This window comes from Mesorhizobium norvegicum (assembly GCF_004919685.1).
Lineage (GTDB): Bacteria > Pseudomonadota > Alphaproteobacteria > Rhizobiales > Rhizobiaceae > Mesorhizobium > Mesorhizobium norvegicum.
This window is the reverse complement of record NZ_SMYZ01000027.1, coordinates 46,843-63,451: the sequence shown is the minus strand read 5'-3', so window position 1 is coordinate 63,451 and position 16,609 is coordinate 46,843. Positions and strand designations below refer to the sequence as shown.

Below are 16,609 nucleotides of genomic sequence, written 5' to 3'. Positions count from 1 at the left end.
GGAGATGGATCAGACGATTGGATCGAGAACTGTCGGCCAGGCCTCCTTGTTGGTCTTGATGGCTTCGAGCAGTTTGTCCTCGCCGGTGCGCCGGGCGATCTTTTTCCATTCGGCCTCGGTGTCGGCCATCGCCTGCTCCGATGTCTTGGCCTTGGTCAGCGCCGCCATGAGGTTCTCGTCGAGCGCATTGTGGAAGGCTGTCGCGCCGGGATAGTTGATGGTCGGCACGGTGCGCGCCACCGTCTCGCGCACCACGTCCATGTGGTAGGCATGATAGGTCTGGCGCACCAGCGGATCGGAGAAATCCGAGAGCCGGAACGGATCCAGGTAGCCGCCGGGGTTGGCGCTCATCCAGGCGTAGATGCGGGCGGAGCCCAGCCATTGCAGCAGGAGATAGGCGACTTCCTGGTTTTTCGACTGCGCCGAGACCATGCCGGTCAGCGAGAACCACAGCACGGAACGGCTGATCAGCTTGCCGTCGATCTCGCGGCCGGGCGGCAGCATCGAGCCGATCTTGCCGGTGACAGCCGAATCTTTGTTGCCGGCATTGTCGAGGAATTTCGGCAGGTTGGAGAAGGCGCAGGTCATCGCCGCCCCGCCCTTGGCGAAATTGCCGTACTGTTCCGGCCAGCCCCAGGAGATCGCATCCGGCGAATGATGCGCGAGCGACGCGACATATTCGTTGGTGGCGGCAATGCCTTGCTCGGAATTGATCATCGGCTTGCCGTCATCGCCAAACAGGAACTGGTTGGGCGAGGCCATCGAGACATAGCGCTGATACCAGTTGGTGTAGCCCCAGCCCTGGTTGCGCAGATCGGTCGAGCCGAACAGGCCCTTGTCCGGGCGCTGGAAGAAGGCGGCGATGTCGCCATGCTGCTTCCAGGTCTTCGGCGGCGCCAGATCGTAGCCGTACTTGTCTTTGAAAGCCTTCTTCTCGGCTTCGTCGCCGAACAGGTCGGTGCGGTAGACCCATGTCTGGAAGTCGCCGTCCAGCGACACGCCATAGTTCGAGCCGCGATATTTGTTGAGCAGCGACACGCCCTTGGCGCCGTTGACATAGCCGGTCACCGGATCGTCCCACTCCGGCTTGTGCTGCGCGACGAAGTCGTCGAGCTTGGCGATGCCGCCAGTTTCGGCGAGGTCACCGAGGCGGTTCCATTCGGTCGAGTAGATGTCGTAGGCCCCACCCTTGGTGGAGATGTCCTGCATCGTCTTGGTGAATTCCTGGCCGTTCGGCAGACCGACGATTTCGATCGGAATGCCGGTCTCCTTTTCCCAAAGATCCTTGATCGACGGCGCACCGGCCGGGAACGGCTGCGTGAGCTGGCCGATCGAGCCATCCGACAGGCCGAGCACGATCTTGGCCGGCGCCTTGCCGGCGCCCTTCAGCGCCTTGGCCGCCTCGATGGCGCGGCCTTCCGGCGTGTCGGCGCCATACTGATAGCGCTCGGCCCCATCGAAGCCCGTCGGGCCGCCGATCATGCCCGGCGCCAGCGCGTCGGCCGCATAGGCGCGGCTGGGACGAATGAATTTCGGCGCAATGCCAGCGGCGGCCATGATCACGGCCGCCTTTCCTCCGGACGCCAGCAAACGGCGCCGCGAGATGCGGATCAAGTCAGACATTGAAACTCCTCCCTCAGGGCCACGTTTCCTCCACGACCCTATGAGGGATATTGACTGCAGCACGGGAAGGCTGTCAACATCATAAATAATCAAAACACCTCACAACATTGCAAATAGAGCGAGGAAATGCACAAAACCAGGATCCATACCTCACTCCTGATGCCTCGATTTGATGGGAAACGCCTCTCCCCGACCCTGCACAGCCCTGCCGGATCATTTGATTTAGCCCGGCGGCTTGCACATCGGCCAAGGGCGGATACATCATTTCCCATCAGAATCGCGGATGGCAGGGAAGCCGTCGCCAGCCGATCTGACGCATGCAGGAGATGAAAGACGGTGCGGTCCACCCTGACTGACATAGCCCGGGAAGCCGGTGTCTCGGCCGCCACGGTCGACCGAGTGCTCAACAACCGCCCCGGCGTGCGGGCGCGCACGCGTGAAATCGTGCTCGAAATGGCGCAGCGGCTTGGCTACATCGCCGAAAGCCCGAACGGGGCGCCGCCGCGGCCCCTGTCCGGCGATATCATCCGGCTCGACTTCGCGCTGCCCGCCGGCACCAACTCCTTCATCAAGATGCTGCATCGCCAGATCGAGGCGCAGGCGCAGTCACGGCCCGACCTCGATGTGCACATTGCCACCATCGAAGGGTTCAACCCGGACGGCCTCGCTCGCCTGCTGCAGGATCTGCGCGGACAGACGCAAGGCGTCGGCGTCATCGCGCTCGACCATCCAACGGTGCGCGAAGCGATCCGCTCGCTGTCGGCCAACGACATCAAGGTGGTGACCATCGCCTCCGACATCCTGCATGTGCCCAGGGTCGCCTATATCGGCATCGACAACCGCGCCGCCGGACGGCTGGCCGGTTATCTGCTCAACCGCTTCATGGGATCAGGGCGCCCGGGCAAGGTGGCGCTGTTCGCCGGCTCGCTGTCCTATCGCGGCCATGAGGAACGCGAGATGGGGTTCCGCCATATCCTGACGGAGGAATCGCCCAATCTGCAGATCGTCGAGATGCGCGAAATGCTCGACGACCGCGAGAAGGCCTATTCGGAAGCGTCCGCCCTGCTGGAGCGGCACCCCGACCTTGCCGCGATCTACAATGTCGGCGCCGGCAACACCGGCATCGCCCGCGCGCTCAAGGAGCGCGGCCGCGCGCAGTCCATGGTCTTCCTCGGCCATGAGGTGACGGACGGCACCAAGGACCTTCTGCTCGACGGCACACTCGATGCGGTCATCGACCAGAACCCGCGCGTCGAGGCCCGCGAAGCGCTCAACACCTTGACCCATGCGGTCCGGGGATTGCCCTATGAATTGCACCAGCCAAGGCTGCAGGTGATCTTCAAGGAGAACATCCCGGAGATTTGAGCAGCAAGCCTAGTCAACGATTATCCTTCCGGATAGAGCGCCTTCGCCAGGTCGCGGATCGCGCCTGATGTGCGCGGACCAAAGCCGATCATGTAGGCGCCGTCGAGCACGACCAGCGCCTTGCTGGCCGCCGCCGGTGTTGCGGCCAGCGCGCGATTGCCGAACACCTGCTCGGGCGTCGGGCCGCCCTTGCCGTCGCTCATCATCAGGATGACGTCGGGCGCCATCTCGATCAGCTTTTCCTCCGACGCCGCCTTGTAGCCCTGCACGACATCCATCGGGTTGAGGCCGCCGGCATAGCGGATGATGGCATCGGCCGAGGTGCCGGCGCCGGCTGCACTCAATTTCACCAGGCCATGAAAGAACACCACCTTCTTGCGGCGCTCCGGCGGGATTTGCGAGGCGAGATCGGCAGCAGCCTGGAAGGCGGTGAGCACCTCGGCGGAAACCGCCCTGCCCTTGTCCTCGAGCCCAAGGCTGGCGGCGATCAGCGTGATCTTGCGGTCGATGCCTTGTGGGGTGTTGTCCTGCGGAACGAAGACGATCGGGATCGCCAGCGACTTCAGCACCTCGACCGCCTCCGGCGGCCCGATGTCCTCGGCCGCCAGGATCAGATCGGGACGCAAGCCCGCCAGCCCTTCGACCGAAAGCTGGCGGCGATAGCCGACATTGGGCTTCTGCGTCACATCAGGCGGATATTTGCTGCCGCGATCGACGGCGATGATCCGCTCGCCGGCGCCGAGCGCGTGGACGATCTCGGTGACGTCGGAGCCGAGCGTCAGGATCCTCGTTGCCTGTCCCGGCGCGACGGTTCGTGCCAGCGCGTAGACAACGCTCTCGGCGGCCAGCGCCTTGAAGCCGCAGGAAGGCGCCAGTATCGACAGCGCCAGAAACAGCACCGCCGCGACCCTGCCCGGTTGCGACCAGCGGATCCTCTTGCCCTCGCCCACCCTGCCGACCATGCCGCTGCTCCCGTGCCAGATGCTTCTCGATAATGGTCGGCTATAAATTTAAAGTTGACTTATGTCATCATGTTTTAATATGTGACCCGTGCCCTGACCCGCCTGGTCGAGGGATTTTCGATCATGCCAGCCAAGGCCATCCAGCCACCGCCAGCCGTTTTGCTTTTTGCTTGGGGGCTGCATGACCATGACCACGACAACAAACACAACCTTGATGGCGAGCACCGCGCTCGCCTTCGTGCTCAGCCTTTGCGCCGTGCCCTTTGCCAGCGCGCAGGAACAGGACCCGGAGAAAAAGGCCACCGCCAAGACCGGCCGCCTGGCGCCGGCCGATGCCGCGCAACCGGCAACGATGCTCGACCTCATCACCATCTCGGCGACGATGATCAAGACCGCCGTGATCGAATCGATGGCCGCCATCAGCGCCGTCGATTCCGACGAGCTCGACCGTATCCAGCCCGACACCGCCGCCGACATCTTCCGCACCACGCCCGGCGTCGCCGCCTCGATGAATGGCGACGACCCGGCGACAGCCATCAACATTCGCGGCCTGGAGCAATATGGCCGCGTCGTCGTAACGCTCGACGGCGCCCGTCAGGACTATTGGCGCGTCGGCCACGGCTCTGGCTCGTTCTATGTCGAACCCGACCTGATCAAGGAAGCCACCGTCATTCGCGGTCCAGTGTCGAATGCTTACGGTTCAGGCGGCATCGGCGGCGTCGTTTCCTTCGAGACCAAGGATGCCGGCGACTTCCTCAAAAAGGACGAGCGCTGGGCGCTGAGCGAGAAGCTCGGCTATGAGGACAATGGCGACGGCTTCACCACCAGCACCACCGGCGCCTACCGATTCAGTGATGATGCCGACATCATCGGCAACCTCATCTACCGCGACCGCGACAGCTACACCGACGGCAATGGCGACACCGTGCCATGGACCGGCGAGCGGGTGACCAGCGGTTATCTGAAGACGACGCTGCGGCCAGCCGACGGCCATGAGCTGAAGCTCGGCGCCATCCTGCAGCGCTACAATGACCAGATCACCGGATCGAGCGGCTCGACCTCGCCGACGCTGAGCCGTTACGACACCAACACCACCAACCAGACCTACACCGCAGCCTACACCTGGAAGCCTGACGACAGCGAGCTGATCGACTTCAGTGCCAATGCCTACCACAACCGCACCCGCGCCGAGCAGACGCAGGTCTGGCCCACCTCGGCGATCGGCAATTTCCGCTTCTACGACGTCGCCACGACAGGCTTCAATGTGAAGAACTCCTCGCGCTTCGACGCCTGGGGGCTTGCCCACACCCTGACCTACGGCCTTGACTACTACTATCTCGAAGCCTCGTCGGAAGCGGCGCATTTCGGCGCCGGCGAGCAGCAGGGCTATGGCGGCTTCCTGCAATGGCAGGGCGACTACGAGGACTGGCTGCAGGTGATCGCGGCCATGCGCTATGACGGCTACCAACTCGATGGCGAGACCCGCGTGCCGCTGCCGCAGCAGGCCTCGATCTCCGGCGACCGCTGGTCGCCTCGCCTCACTGTCGGCGTCACGCCGTTCGACGGTTTTCAGCTCTACGGCACCTATTCCGAGGGCTACCGGGCGCCGGGCCTCCAGGATGTCTTCCGCGGCGGCGGCGCGCATGGCGGCGGCGATACATACCGGCCCAATCTTCTGCTGCAGCCCGAGACGGCGAAGAACTGGGAGGCCGGCATTAACGTGAAATATGACGATTTGCTAATGGCGGGCGACCGGTTGCGCGCAAAGGTCAACGTCTTCCACACCGCCGTCGAGGACTACATCGACGTCGACCTCACCGTCCTGCCGCGCACGGCGATCAACATCGGCGACGCGCGCCTGAAAGGCGTCGAGGCCGAGATGGTTTACGACTACAACTGGGGCTTCGTGAACCTTGCCGGCGCGCTGATCGACGCCAAGGTCGTCAGCGGCGTCTATTCCGGCCAGGCGCTGAACAACACGCCGCTCGACCGCTTCTCGGCCACCATCGGCTTCCGCATGCTGGAGGACCAGCTCACCATCGGCGCGCAATATCTCAGCGTCGGCAAGATCACCCGCACCAGCCGCACCAATCCGAATGCCGTGCCGGTCGTCGACGACGGCTTCGATCTGGTCAACGTCTTCGCCAACTGGCGCATCAATGACAACGCCAAGCTCGATTTCGGCGTCGATAACGTCTTCAACACCGCCTACACCGACCCGCAAAGCGCCTGGTCGACCACGGCGGCAACCGAACAAGGCAAGGGCCGCACCTTCAAGGTGGCCCTCACCGGCAGGATCGGAGGCTGAGAATGAGCGAAGCATCGGCAAGCGAACTGACCTGCGAGGCGCGTCTCGACCTGCGACACCTGCCTGACTACATGGACAGCATCGCCGACAGGCTGCAGAGCTTCGAGGCCGATGCTTCGCACCATGGGCAGCGCATCGATTTCCGCTTCGCCTTTGGCGCCGCCTCCTTCGACATGGAGCGGCTGGTGATGCGAGCCAACGCCGCCGACCGCGACGGGCTGGCCCGCATCAAGGACCTGCTCGCCACGGCGGTGCAGGTCTATGCCAGGGACGAAAACCCCGAAATCGTCTGGACCGGCGATCTCGCCAATGAGACCCGCCTCGCCCAGTTCCGCGAGATGGTGGTGAAGGATGTTCGCGACCTTACCCTGCATATGCGCCGCATCCGCCTTGCCGGCGAAGATCTCTCGCGTTTCGCCAAGTTCGGCGGCATGCATATCCGCATGCTGTTCCCGACCAGGGAGGTGCCCGATCCGCTGTGGCCCATACTCGGCGGCAACGGCTTGCCGGTCTGGCCCGCCGATGACCGGCGTCCAGTGGCGCGCGTCTACACCATCCGCGCGCTCGACGTGGCCAAGGGCATCATCGATGTCGACTTCCTCGTCCATCCCGGCGACAGCGTCGGCTCGAGCTGGGCCATGCAGGCAGCGCCCGGCATGAAAGTCGGCATCATGGGACCAGTCGGCCGCCCGGTGCGGCAAGCGGAGTGGTACGTCATGGGCGCCGACGAAACCGGCCTGCCGGCGCTGGCGCGGCTGCTGGAGACGCTACCGGCCGAGACAAAAGGCGTCGCCTTTGTCGAAATCGCCAATGACGGTGAACGGCAGGAGATCGCCAATGCCACCGGCATCGAGCTGCATTGGCTGACAAGGGACGGCGTGCCGGCGGGCGAGGACAAACTGCTGGCAGAAGCTGTCCGTTCAGTGGCGTGGCCGCAAGGCGGCTCGGCCTTCGGCTGGTTTGCTGCGGAAGCGACCGCCGCCAAGATCGTTCGCGTGTATTGGCGCGGCATGTTGGGGCTCGGCCGCGACGAAACGTTGGCCGCCGCCTACTGGCGGCGTGGCGCTGCGGGATTGATGGCTGGCTGAGGTCTGACGTGCATTGATGCAGCATGACCTAAGAAGCGCTGGCGCCGCCCCTCATCTGCCTGCCGGCATCTTCTCCCCGTAAACGGGGAGAAGGGGCTTGTTGCAACCTCGGCGCTCTTTTCTGTGACATTGGTGATTGGCGAAATCATCGGCGACAGCGTCCTTCGCCCCGTTTACGGGGAGAAGATGGCGGCAGCCAGATGAGGGGCGGCGCTGACCTTGGCCAGTGAGCACCGGTCCCTAGCCTTTGCGAATGACCGCCCCGCCATCCTCGCCAACACCGATCGCGATCCGATCGCCGGAGGCTATGCCGGCAATGTCGCACACCACAAGCGGCATGCGGATCTCGTAGAGAAACTCGGCAACGATGGCGCCGACCGCCAGGATCGGGTCCGGCCGTTCCAGAAGAATACCGGCCGGCGCCGTTCCCCGGCGGATCGCCTCGGCCAGAACCGAGGACGACGACGACGAACCACGCCCGCTCGGCATGACCAGGATTGTGCCGGCGACATTCTGGCCGAGGCCCGGATGCGAATGGTCTGTTATGTCGCCTGTCTCGGCATCGATACCGCCCCAGAAGCTGAGCGGCTGCGAAAACACCAGCGCCTGGCCTTTGGCCTCGCCGGCCAACTGGAAGGTGCCGGTTCGTTCCACCGGTCGCGTCATGAGGCGCTCCGCACGACATGCCCGACCGCAGCGGAGCGGATGCAATCCCTCATCTCGGCGAAGGCGACGGACACACCGATATTGCCGGGCGCATAATGTGCCCATTTGCCGGAATTGGTCATCACCACGCCGTCGAGGCGCTCCAGGATCGAGGTGACATAGGTGCAGGTGTCGGCGACCGGGATCAGGCCGAACGCCTCCATGCCGGTCAGCGCGCCCTCCTCCTGCAGCTGCGTCAGGGTCGCGCGGCCGGTGTTGACATAGATCGGGATGCGCCTGCCCGGCGCGACCTCGCGCAGCAACGGCAACAGCCGCATCCATTCCTCATGCGAAAAATGCGGCGTGCCGAGCGACACGGCCGCCAGCGGCGCACCGTCGGGCACGCCAGACAGCCTGGCCAGCGCGTGGTCGATATCGGCGCGGGTGATGCGGATCGTCTCGTCAGGCGCATGGCCCTGGAACGCCTCATCGAGCGTCCTCGCTTCCGGCGTGATGCCGACCGCATGGAACAGCGCCACCGCGCCGGTCGTTGCCGCTGCCGCCCCCAGCGCCTTCAGCTGGTCCTCGTCGCGCGGCTGCGGCAGACCGGCAATCACTGGAATCCGGTCGCCACTCACTTGCCCGATGAATAGCCCGACGCCGACGAACAGGCTGTCGCTCTGCTCGCCGTCCGGAACATCCAGCTCGAACAAAATCCGGCCGCGCCGGTTCTCGCTCAGATGCAGGCCCCAGGCCGGCGCGCGCCCGGTCATGGCGCAGCACAGGTCGATGAAATCGCCATAGCGGTTGGTGCGCGCGCCGATCACCGAATTAGCAAAGACGATGGCGTTGGATTCGCCCCAGGCGATCTGCTCGCCGAAGCCCGGCCGGAACCGCGTCTGATAGGGCGCGCAAGTGAAGGTTGCCTGGCAGCCGAGCTCCAGATGCGCCTTCATCAGCCGCCGCGCCGGCACCTCTTCCGCAACGGGCATCTTCACCATGCCGGGATGGATGAGATCGAAAGAGCCGACGTTCAATGTCGTCGGCACTTGGACGCGGCCACCGCCTTCGACCAGCCGCTCGACGAAATCGAGGCCGGCCTTGCCATGGTAGAGACAACCGTCGATATGGGCGCCGGCAATGTCGAGGAGGCCGCGCGCGCCGATCGCGTTGGAAAAGGCGACCAGGATTTTCATGGCAGCGGCTACGGACGGGCCCTGCTCGCCGTCGAGCATGGATCGGTCCTGTGCGGTCAATTCAAGCGTCATCGCAGCTCCGGGATCGTTATTCGAAAGGACGGTGGGACAGCGCCCCCCTCTGCCCTGCCGGGCATCTCCCCCTCAAGGGGGTGTTTGGACCGGGGACATCGCGAACAGGTGTGCGGGGACATCGCGAACAGTTTTGTCACTTATCGTGTGCTGAGGTTGAGGTCGACTGTTTCTATTTTCTGATGTCTGAAGAAGGCTTGGAAGACGCCGTCCTTGCTGGTTGGGATGAAAGCCACGGCTTTTCCGCCAAATGCCTTGGAGAGGCGCAGGATGTAGCCGCACAAGGCGACGCGGCCCTTTTTCTGGACCTTTCGAACGATGGCGCCTTGCGGGTAGTCGAAGACTTCGACGGCCTCGCTGAAGGAGCGCGGCGAGGGTGTGTATCTGTCGAGGGGGACATAGCCCTTGAGGCCATCGTGGGGTCTTTCGGCGTTGTAGAGGTCGCGCCAGGCATCGAAGGCTTTCTGCGCCCGCTCGAGATTTTCGAAGGCAGGTCCGGCCATCGCTTCGGCCTTGAGCGAGCGGTGGAAGCGCTCCTCCTTGCCCAGCGTCTGCGGATGCAGGGGCCTGGAATGGGAGACAGCGACGCCGTGCTCGATCAGCCAGACGGTGAAGCGTGTGAAGTTGCTTCGTCCGCCATCTCCCCATGGCGGACCGTTGTCGAACGCCATGCGCTGCGGCAGTCCATAGCGGCGAAAGGCGGCAATCAGGTGGGTTTTGACCGTTTCGCCGGTCTCGTTGATGCAAGCCTGCAGCACGACAGAGAAGCGCGAATGGTCGTCGAGTGCGGTCAGCGGATGCAGCCGGCCGCCCTGCCGCAATGCGACATGGCCCTTGAAGTCCATCTGCCACAGATCGTTGGGGGCGGCATGCTCGAAGCGCCCGAACGGCTTGGCTCCACCCCCGAGCAAGCCCAGTTCGACGCCGTTGCGGTGCAGGATCCCGGTCACCGTCGAGGGTGCAGGCGAGCCGGTTCCCTCGCGCTGCAGGACCTTGGCGATCTTGCGACCGCCCCAGGCTGGGTGCGCCCGGCGCATGCCAAGAACCGCCGCCTCGACCGTATCCGTGCTGCGCGCCGGGCTCGTCGCCGGGCGGCGCGATTGCTCCGCAAGCCCGGCCTCGCCATGAGCGCGATACCGCGCAATCAACTTGTGACCACAGGTGCGGCCGATCCCGAAACGACGACAAAGCGCACTGACATTGCTGCCATCTTGCACGCCAAGACGCACAAACTCCAACTTCCCATCCATCACGCTGGTGTCCCCAAATGGCATCGCGAACCTCCCGGCGCAAAGCACGCCAAACTGTTCGCGATGTCCTCGCACACCTGTTCGCGATGTCCCCGGTCCAAACACCCACCTGTGGGGGAGATGCCCGGCAGGGCAGAGGGGGGCGCCACGGAACGCCAGCCGTCCCATCCGTCCACAGTCCTCCTTAACCCGCCGCGATCAACACCGTACTCTCCGGCGACCAGCGCAGCACGACATCCTGACCTTCCGCCAGCCGTTCCATGCCGGTGTTCTGCACAATCACCTTCAACGTCTGGCCGCCACGCTCGACGAAGTAGGTGCTGTTGTTGCCGGCGAAGATGCGCTTGGAGACCTGCCCCTTGAGCATGTTGGCGTTGCCATCCGGCGCCCCGGCGTCGGTCGCAATCCGGATGCGTTCGGGCCGCACGGCGCAGCTTGCCTTGCCGCCGGCGGCAAGCGTCGCACCGGCGCCGGCGGCAATCGCCGTGCCGTCCGCCAGCCGGATGCCATTGCCCGTCGTGTCGCCGCGAAAGATGTTGGCGTCGCCTAGGAAGGTGGCGGCGAATTCGGTCTTCGGCCGGTCGTAGATCTCCTCTGGTGGTCCTTCCTGCACCAGCCTGCCGTCGCGCAATATGCCGATGCGATCGCTCATCGTCAGCGCTTCTTCCTGGTCGTGGGTGACGAAGATGGTGGTGATACCGATCTCGCGCTGGATGCGTTTCAACTCGATCTGCATATCGACACGCAGCGCCTTGTCGAGCGCGCCCAATGGCTCGTCGAGCAGCAGCACGCGCGGCTTGGTGACGATGGCGCGGGCGAGCGCCACACGCTGGCGCTGGCCGCCGGAGAGCTGATGCGGCCGGCGGCCACCGAGCTTGCCGAGCTGCACCAGATCGAGAGCGCGCTGCACCTCGGTGGCAATCACAGCCTTGACCTCGCCGCGCACCGACAGGCCGAAGGCGACATTATCGGCGACGCTCATGTTGGGAAACAGCGCATAGTTCTGGAACACCATGCCGATGCGCCGCTTTTCGACCGGCACCCGCTCGACGCTCTCGCCACCGATGGTGATGCGACCCGAGTCCGGAAAATCGAAACCGGCGATCTGGCGCAGCAGCGTGGTCTTGCCGCTGCCCGATGGCCCGAGCAGCGCATAGAAGCCACCATCGGCGAAATCGATGGAGACATCGTCCAGCGCCTTGTGCGCGCCAAAGCTGCGCGAGACATCAGATACTTGCACCCCGGCCATTATTTCTCTCCGCCGAATTTGAAGAACCGCGCCGTGAGCAGCATCAGCGCCATCGACACAACAATGATGATCGTCGAGACCGCATTGATCTCGGGCGTGAACCCTTTGCGGATCGCGGCATAGATTTCGACCGGCAGCGTCGTCTGCCCCGGCGTCGCCAGGAAATAGGAGACCACGAACTGGTCAAACGAGACGGCGAAGGCAAACAGCCCGCCGGCGATGACGCCGGGCATGATCCACGGCAGCGTGACGCGCCGTGTCACCTGCCACTGGTTGGCGCCGAGCGAACGCGCCGCCTCTTCCAGCTCCGGCGCGAAGGTCTGCAGCCGGGCCGAGACGACGACGATGACATAGGGCAGCGCCAATGCGACATGGCCGAGCAGGATGGCATGCAGGCCGCGACCAATGCCGACGCGGAAGAAGAAGATCAGCATCGCCGTGCCGGTGATCAGCCACGGTATGGCGATGGGCGGAAACAGCAGCGCCTGCAGGAATTTCTTGCCGCGAAACTCATAGCGATAGAGCGCCAGCGACGCCGCAGAGCCGAGCACGGTGCAGATGATGGTGGCGATGACGGCGATTTCGACGCTGTTCCAGGTGGCCGCGATCAGCTGGTCGTTCTGCCACAGCGAGGCGTACCATTCGGTCGTCCATTCGAACGGCAACTGATAGAAGGGCGAGACGTTGAACGACATCAGCGCCATGATGATGATGGGCAGATAGAGAAAGGCGAGCAACAGCCAGATGTAGATGCGGCCGAGCCATTCGAGGATGCGGGTCGTCGCCATCACGCTGCCCTCCGCAGCACCGGCGAGGCCACCGCCAGGATGACCAGCACCACCGCCAGCAGGATGAAGGAGAGCGCCGCACCGAGCGGCCAGTTGAACACGGCAACGAACTGGTCCTCGATGACCGTGCCGTAGAAGGTGCCGGTGCGGCCGCCAAGGATGCGCGGTTCCATGAACGAGCCGACGACCGGCACGAAGATCAGCGCCGCACCCGCCACCAGCCCCGGCATCGACAACGGGATGATCACCCGCTTCAGCACTTGCAACCGCGAGGCGCCAAGCGAGCGCCCGGCCTCGATCAGCGAGTCGTCGATGGCCTGCAGCGTGAGATAGCAGGTCAGCACCATATAGGGCACGTAAGAGTGCACCAAGCCGATGATGACGGCCGGATAGGAATACATCAGGTCGATGTTGATCTTGAACGGCAGCACGGCGTTGAGCGCGGTGTCGAGGATGCCGCCCTCGCGCAGCACCATCGCCCACGAAAAGATGCGCACCAGCCCGTTCGACCAGAACGGCAGGATGACGAGCAGGAAAATCGCCTCGCGGCTGCGCCCCTTCAACACCTTGGCCAGCACGTAAGCCGCCGGATAGCCGATGACGATGCACCATAGCGTCACTTCGAGGCCGAGGCGCAGCGAGGCCAGCAGCAGCGTCAGATAGAGGCTTTGCGAGAAGAAGGCGGCATAATTGCCAAGGGTGAATGCCCACGGCCTTCCCGACAGTGGCAGCTCGGTCATGAACGAGAAAAAGACCATGGCCGACAGCGGCAGGAAGATCGCCACCGTCAGCCAGAGATAGGCCGGCGCCAGCAGCGGCAATGCCGATCTCAGCCCGCTTCGCGACGCTGTCGCAGCTGCCATGATATCCTCCTCCCGAGGATTGGAAGAACCAGCCGGCGCGAACCGCCGGCTGGTCCGGATGTCGGCTCTATTTTACGTCGACCTTGAGCTGCTGCCACAGCGCCAGATAGGCTTCGCGCTGCGCGTCGGTGATCGGCGCCTGGAACTGGATGCGCTTGGCCACTTCGGGGTCACCCATGACCTTGCGGTTGAAGGCATCCTCGGGCAGCGCTTCCACCGCCTTGGTGTTGGCCGAGACCGGCGCACCGACCTTGGTGACCCATTCGACGTAGAATTTCGGGTCGATCATGTAGTTGATGAAGGCCTCGGCGCCGGCGACGTTCTTGGCGCCGACCGGGATGGAAAAGGCATCAAGCCAGGCGACGGCGCCCTCCTGCGGCACGACCAGCGAGACCGGCAGCTTGAAATGCGTCTTGGCGCGGTCGGCCGAGCCGCTCCAGTAGGTGCCGATGTCGATCTGGTTGGAAGCAACCATCTGGTTCCAGTCGTTCTCCGAGCTCCAGAAAGTCTTGATCTGCGGCATCAGCGAGGTGAGCTTCGCCTTGACCGCATCCATATCCTTGATGTCATTGATGTTCTGGCCGGTGGCGATGGCGCCGAACTGCACCGCTTCGACGGCATCGTCGCGAATGACGACGCGGCCCTTGTGGGCTGCATCCCACATCTCGGCGATGCTCGTCGGCGGCTTGTCGAAGGATTTGTCGTTGATGGCGAGAGCGGTGAGGCCCCATACCCACGGCACGCCATAGACCTTGCCGTCATGAACGAGCATCGGCGAGCCCGCCTTGTCCTTGCTGATGTCGGCGTAGTTCGGCAATTTGGAGACGTCGATCGGCTGGATCAGCTTGCCGTCCATCGCCTGGTCGTTGAAGGCGGCATTGATCATGACCACGTCGTAGAGGCCCGGATTGGTCCGGATCTTGGTCAGCATCTCCTGTTCGGAATTGAAGAAGTCGTTGACGACCTTGTTGCCGGTCGCCTTTTCGAAAGCCTCGACGGCCCACGGCTCGTCGGCGCCGTAGCCCTTCCAGTTGAGCACATGCACTTCGTCGGCCTTGGCGGCGAACGCGAGTGCGGAGGTAAAGACGGCGGTCGCCGTCAGCAGAGCAGTCAAGTCAGGCATGCGCATGGTTTGGTTCCTCTCTGTGGGTTTGCCCGCTTTCCCGGGCTTGTCAGGCTTTCTGTCGATTATGCATTGGCCTTCTGTGTCCGGCCTGCATCCGACGGGTCGGCGGCATGGCTCAGGAATGTCTGGATTTCGCGATTCGTTGGCGCCGACGAGCCGCCATGGCGGGTGACCGAAACAGCCGCGGCCGCATTGGCATAGCGTGCTGCCTCGAAGGGCGGGATGCCGCGCGCCAGCGCGCTGACGAAAGCGCCGATATGGGTGTCGCCGGCGCCATTTGTGTCGATGGCGGTGACCTTGAAGCCGGCAATGGTCTGCGCTGACCCGTCGGCCAACCGTACGTGGCAACCCTTCGCACCAGCGCGGATGACCACGCCCGCTGCTTTCGGGCAGTGGTCGCCCAGCAGCCGTGCCGCGAGGCCTTCGACATCGCCAAGACCGGCAATCTCAGCCGCCTCCGTCATGTTGCAGCTCAGCCATGTGGTGCGGGCAAGCACCCGCGACAGGATGGAGCGTGGAATGTCCGAGATGACCGGCGTCGGGTCGAAAACGAAAGGTGTTTCAGCAGGCAAGGCCTCGATCCAGTCGGTGAGCGCATCGCGGCTTTTGGGATAGCTCAGCGTATAGCCGGAGGCGAACACCCAGTCTCCAGGCGCCACTGGGACAGGCGCCATCATGTCGAGGCTGAGTACGCTCTCCGCACCTGGCCACGAGACGAAAGTGCGTTCGGCGTCGCTCGAGATCATGGCGACGCAATTGCCGCTGTCCATCAGTGGCGATGGTGGGGTCAGCGTCGCGATGCCCTCGGCCATGAAAGCAGCGCGCAGGAAGTCGCCATTCGGGCCACTGCCGAGTTGGCCGCCGAACACCACCTTCATGCCCGTGCGGCTGGCCGCGACCATCATGTTGAAGCCGCCGCCGGCGACCTGGGCGAAGCTCGACGCCGTCTTTTCCATGCCGGGCGCCGGCAGGGCGTCGATGCGGTAGACATAGTCGACCACAGCACTACCGATGTGAACGAGACGGCCGCTCATGCCGCGGCATCCTTGCCGGAACCGGTTTTCGCCACCCTTGCCGCGACAAGGTCGGCTGCAAGCGCGCGAACCTCTGACATGTCGATGCCGACAAGCCGGGCGATGTGCTGTTGCGGCAATCGGGAAAAACCGCTGCAGGCGCCGGCCATGCCGGCGGCGATGGCGCCGATCGTATCGGTGTCGCCGCCGAGATTCGCGCTGATGATGGCTGCTTGCCAAGGGTCACCACTCGCGACTTCCAGCACGGCGAAGGCCGCCGGAACGGATTCCTGGCTGGCAACGCCGGTACCGACCAGATCGGTGATCAGCCGGATGGCATCCCTGATCGCCTTGCCGCGCACGATGTCCTGTGCCCAGACGATACGCGCGGCGATGTCGCCGCCGGTGACCCAATGGCCGAGCGTCGCCCCTCGCCTCGCCGCCGCGACGGCGCTGGCGGAAGCATCGCGCCAGCCGCCGCCGGCGACGCCGCGGCTGACGGCAGCGGCAACGGCAGCGGCGGAAGCGATGGCGATCGAGGTGTTGTGCGTCGCCCGGCAGGTCTCCGCCACCTTGGCGACGAACGCCTCCAATGGTTCGAGCGGCATCATGATACCGACAGGCGCGATGCGCATGGCCGCACCATTGGTGTCGCCGCTGCGGCCAGCTTCCTCGGCCGGCACGCCATTGTTGATGGCGTCGATGGCACGCTTGGTCGACGGCCCCAGCAGATCATAGCTGCCGCGCGCCTTCACCTCACGTTCCCAGCCGAGCAGCGCATTGACCCAGCGCGCATGGTCGAAGCGGTCGCCGGATTCGACAAGAATGCGGCCGAGCAGCAGCGCCTGCTCGGTGTCGTCGGTGATGGTTCCGGCAGCCAATCCCTTCGACACCGGATGATCGGCGAAAGGCGCGATGAAATCCTCGACATGGCCGTAGAGTTCGGCAATGCGGGCCGGTGACAAAAGCTGCGTCGGCATGCCGAGCGCGTCTCCCAGCGCCCCGCCAACAAGAGCGCCCATGGCGCGATCAATGGCCTTGCTGGTTGCATCCGACATCGC

The 16,609-nt window shown here is 64.3% G+C and carries 14 protein-coding genes; 3 read left to right on the top strand and 11 right to left on the bottom strand.

What is annotated here, in order from left to right; all coding sequences use genetic code 11:
* Window positions 1-9: 9 nt before the first annotated feature.
* Entirely contained in the window at window positions 10-1,623 is a 1,614-nt protein-coding gene (locus tag FCU66_RS11865; RefSeq protein WP_136621422.1) for an extracellular solute-binding protein, read from the bottom strand.
* A gap of 336 nt (window positions 1,624-1,959) precedes the next feature.
* Between FCU66_RS11865 and FCU66_RS11860 the strand changes: the two genes are divergently transcribed.
* Window positions 1,960-2,988: a LacI family DNA-binding transcriptional regulator gene (locus FCU66_RS11860; protein WP_136621423.1), complete on the top strand. Its 1,029-nt coding sequence runs from the start codon at window positions 1,960-1,962 to the stop codon at window positions 2,986-2,988.
* Window positions 2,989-3,008: 20 nt separating this feature from the next.
* Here the strand turns inward: FCU66_RS11860 and FCU66_RS11855 are convergent, their stop codons facing one another.
* Entirely contained in the window at window positions 3,009-3,950 is a 942-nt protein-coding gene (locus FCU66_RS11855) for a heme/hemin ABC transporter substrate-binding protein (RefSeq protein ID WP_136621424.1), read from the bottom strand.
* Between the two features lie 187 nt (window positions 3,951-4,137).
* On the opposite strand from FCU66_RS11855, the gene FCU66_RS11850 reads away from it, so the two are divergent.
* Together FCU66_RS11850 and FCU66_RS11845 are read left to right on the top strand one after the other, a co-directional pair.
* Window positions 4,138-6,258 (top strand): TonB-dependent hemoglobin/transferrin/lactoferrin family receptor, encoded by a 2,121-nt coding sequence (locus FCU66_RS11850; protein ID WP_136621425.1) that lies wholly within the window; start codon window positions 4,138-4,140, stop codon window positions 6,256-6,258.
* Between the two features lie 2 nt (window positions 6,259-6,260).
* Complete coding sequence (locus tag FCU66_RS11845) at window positions 6,261-7,346, top strand: siderophore-interacting protein (protein ID WP_136621426.1); 1,086 nt, start codon at window positions 6,261-6,263, stop codon at window positions 7,344-7,346.
* Window positions 7,347-7,586: 240 nt separating this feature from the next.
* On the opposite strand, the gene FCU66_RS11835 is transcribed toward FCU66_RS11845, so the two are convergent.
* From FCU66_RS11835 to FCU66_RS11795, 9 genes are all read right to left on the bottom strand, one after another.
* Window positions 7,587-8,012 (bottom strand): aconitase X swivel domain-containing protein, encoded by a 426-nt coding sequence (locus FCU66_RS11835; protein WP_136621428.1) that lies wholly within the window; start codon window positions 8,010-8,012, stop codon window positions 7,587-7,589.
* Window positions 8,009-9,259: an aconitase X gene (locus tag FCU66_RS11830; protein ID WP_136621429.1), complete on the bottom strand. Its 1,251-nt coding sequence runs from the start codon at window positions 9,257-9,259 to the stop codon at window positions 8,009-8,011. Before FCU66_RS11830 ends, FCU66_RS11835 begins: the two co-directional genes overlap by 4 nt.
* Before the next feature lie 140 nt (window positions 9,260-9,399).
* The gene (locus FCU66_RS11825; protein WP_136621430.1) at window positions 9,400-10,533 is read right to left on the bottom strand and encodes an IS481 family transposase; all 1,134 of its coding nucleotides are present in this window, start codon (window positions 10,531-10,533) and stop codon (window positions 9,400-9,402) included.
* A gap of 160 nt (window positions 10,534-10,693) precedes the next feature.
* On the bottom strand, window positions 10,694-11,758 hold the full coding sequence (locus FCU66_RS11820; RefSeq protein WP_136621431.1) for an ABC transporter ATP-binding protein: 1,065 nt from the start codon (window positions 11,756-11,758) through the stop codon (window positions 10,694-10,696).
* The gene (locus FCU66_RS11815; RefSeq protein ID WP_136621432.1) at window positions 11,758-12,546 is read right to left on the bottom strand and encodes an ABC transporter permease; all 789 of its coding nucleotides are present in this window, start codon (window positions 12,544-12,546) and stop codon (window positions 11,758-11,760) included. Before FCU66_RS11815 ends, FCU66_RS11820 begins: the two co-directional genes overlap by 1 nt.
* Window positions 12,546-13,409 carry an ABC transporter permease gene (locus tag FCU66_RS11810; protein WP_136621433.1) on the bottom strand — a complete coding sequence of 288 codons (864 nt, stop codon included), beginning with the start codon at window positions 13,407-13,409 and terminating at the stop codon, window positions 12,546-12,548. Before FCU66_RS11810 ends, FCU66_RS11815 begins: the two co-directional genes overlap by 1 nt.
* A gap of 67 nt (window positions 13,410-13,476) precedes the next feature.
* A complete protein-coding gene (locus FCU66_RS11805; RefSeq protein WP_013530805.1) occupies window positions 13,477-14,538 on the bottom strand; it encodes an ABC transporter substrate-binding protein in 1,062 nt (353 codons plus the stop codon).
* A gap of 59 nt (window positions 14,539-14,597) precedes the next feature.
* Window positions 14,598-15,569 carry a PfkB family carbohydrate kinase gene (locus FCU66_RS11800; protein ID WP_136621434.1) on the bottom strand — a complete coding sequence of 324 codons (972 nt, stop codon included), beginning with the start codon at window positions 15,567-15,569 and terminating at the stop codon, window positions 14,598-14,600.
* The gene (locus FCU66_RS11795; RefSeq protein ID WP_136621435.1) at window positions 15,566-16,606 is read right to left on the bottom strand and encodes an ADP-ribosylglycohydrolase family protein; all 1,041 of its coding nucleotides are present in this window, start codon (window positions 16,604-16,606) and stop codon (window positions 15,566-15,568) included. The genes FCU66_RS11800 and FCU66_RS11795 overlap by 4 nt, the downstream gene beginning before the upstream one ends.
* Window positions 16,607-16,609: the final 3 nt, after the last annotated feature.

Coding starts and splice junctions, on each gene's coding strand:
- FCU66_RS11865 (WP_136621422.1), bottom strand. CDS start 1,623: ATGTCTGACTTGATCCGCATCTCGCGGCGCCGTTTGCTGGCGTCCGGA.
- FCU66_RS11855 (WP_136621424.1), bottom strand. CDS start 3,950: ATGGTCGGCAGGGTGGGCGAGGGCAAGAGGATCCGCTGGTCGCAACCG.
- FCU66_RS11850 (WP_136621425.1), top strand. CDS start 4,138: ATGACCACGACAACAAACACAACCTTGATGGCGAGCACCGCGCTCGCC.
- FCU66_RS11845 (WP_136621426.1), top strand. CDS start 6,261: ATGAGCGAAGCATCGGCAAGCGAACTGACCTGCGAGGCGCGTCTCGAC.
- FCU66_RS11835 (WP_136621428.1), bottom strand. CDS start 8,012: ATGACGCGACCGGTGGAACGAACCGGCACCTTCCAGTTGGCCGGCGAG.
- FCU66_RS11830 (WP_136621429.1), bottom strand. CDS start 9,259: ATGACGCTTGAATTGACCGCACAGGACCGATCCATGCTCGACGGCGAG.
- FCU66_RS11825 (WP_136621430.1), bottom strand. CDS start 10,533: ATGCCATTTGGGGACACCAGCGTGATGGATGGGAAGTTGGAGTTTGTG.
- FCU66_RS11820 (WP_136621431.1), bottom strand. CDS start 11,758: ATGGCCGGGGTGCAAGTATCTGATGTCTCGCGCAGCTTTGGCGCGCAC.
- FCU66_RS11815 (WP_136621432.1), bottom strand. CDS start 12,546: ATGGCGACGACCCGCATCCTCGAATGGCTCGGCCGCATCTACATCTGG.
- FCU66_RS11810 (WP_136621433.1), bottom strand. CDS start 13,409: ATGGCAGCTGCGACAGCGTCGCGAAGCGGGCTGAGATCGGCATTGCCG.
- FCU66_RS11805 (WP_013530805.1), bottom strand. CDS start 14,538: ATGCGCATGCCTGACTTGACTGCTCTGCTGACGGCGACCGCCGTCTTT.
- FCU66_RS11800 (WP_136621434.1), bottom strand. CDS start 15,569: ATGAGCGGCCGTCTCGTTCACATCGGTAGTGCTGTGGTCGACTATGTC.
- FCU66_RS11795 (WP_136621435.1), bottom strand. CDS start 16,606: ATGTCGGATGCAACCAGCAAGGCCATTGATCGCGCCATGGGCGCTCTT.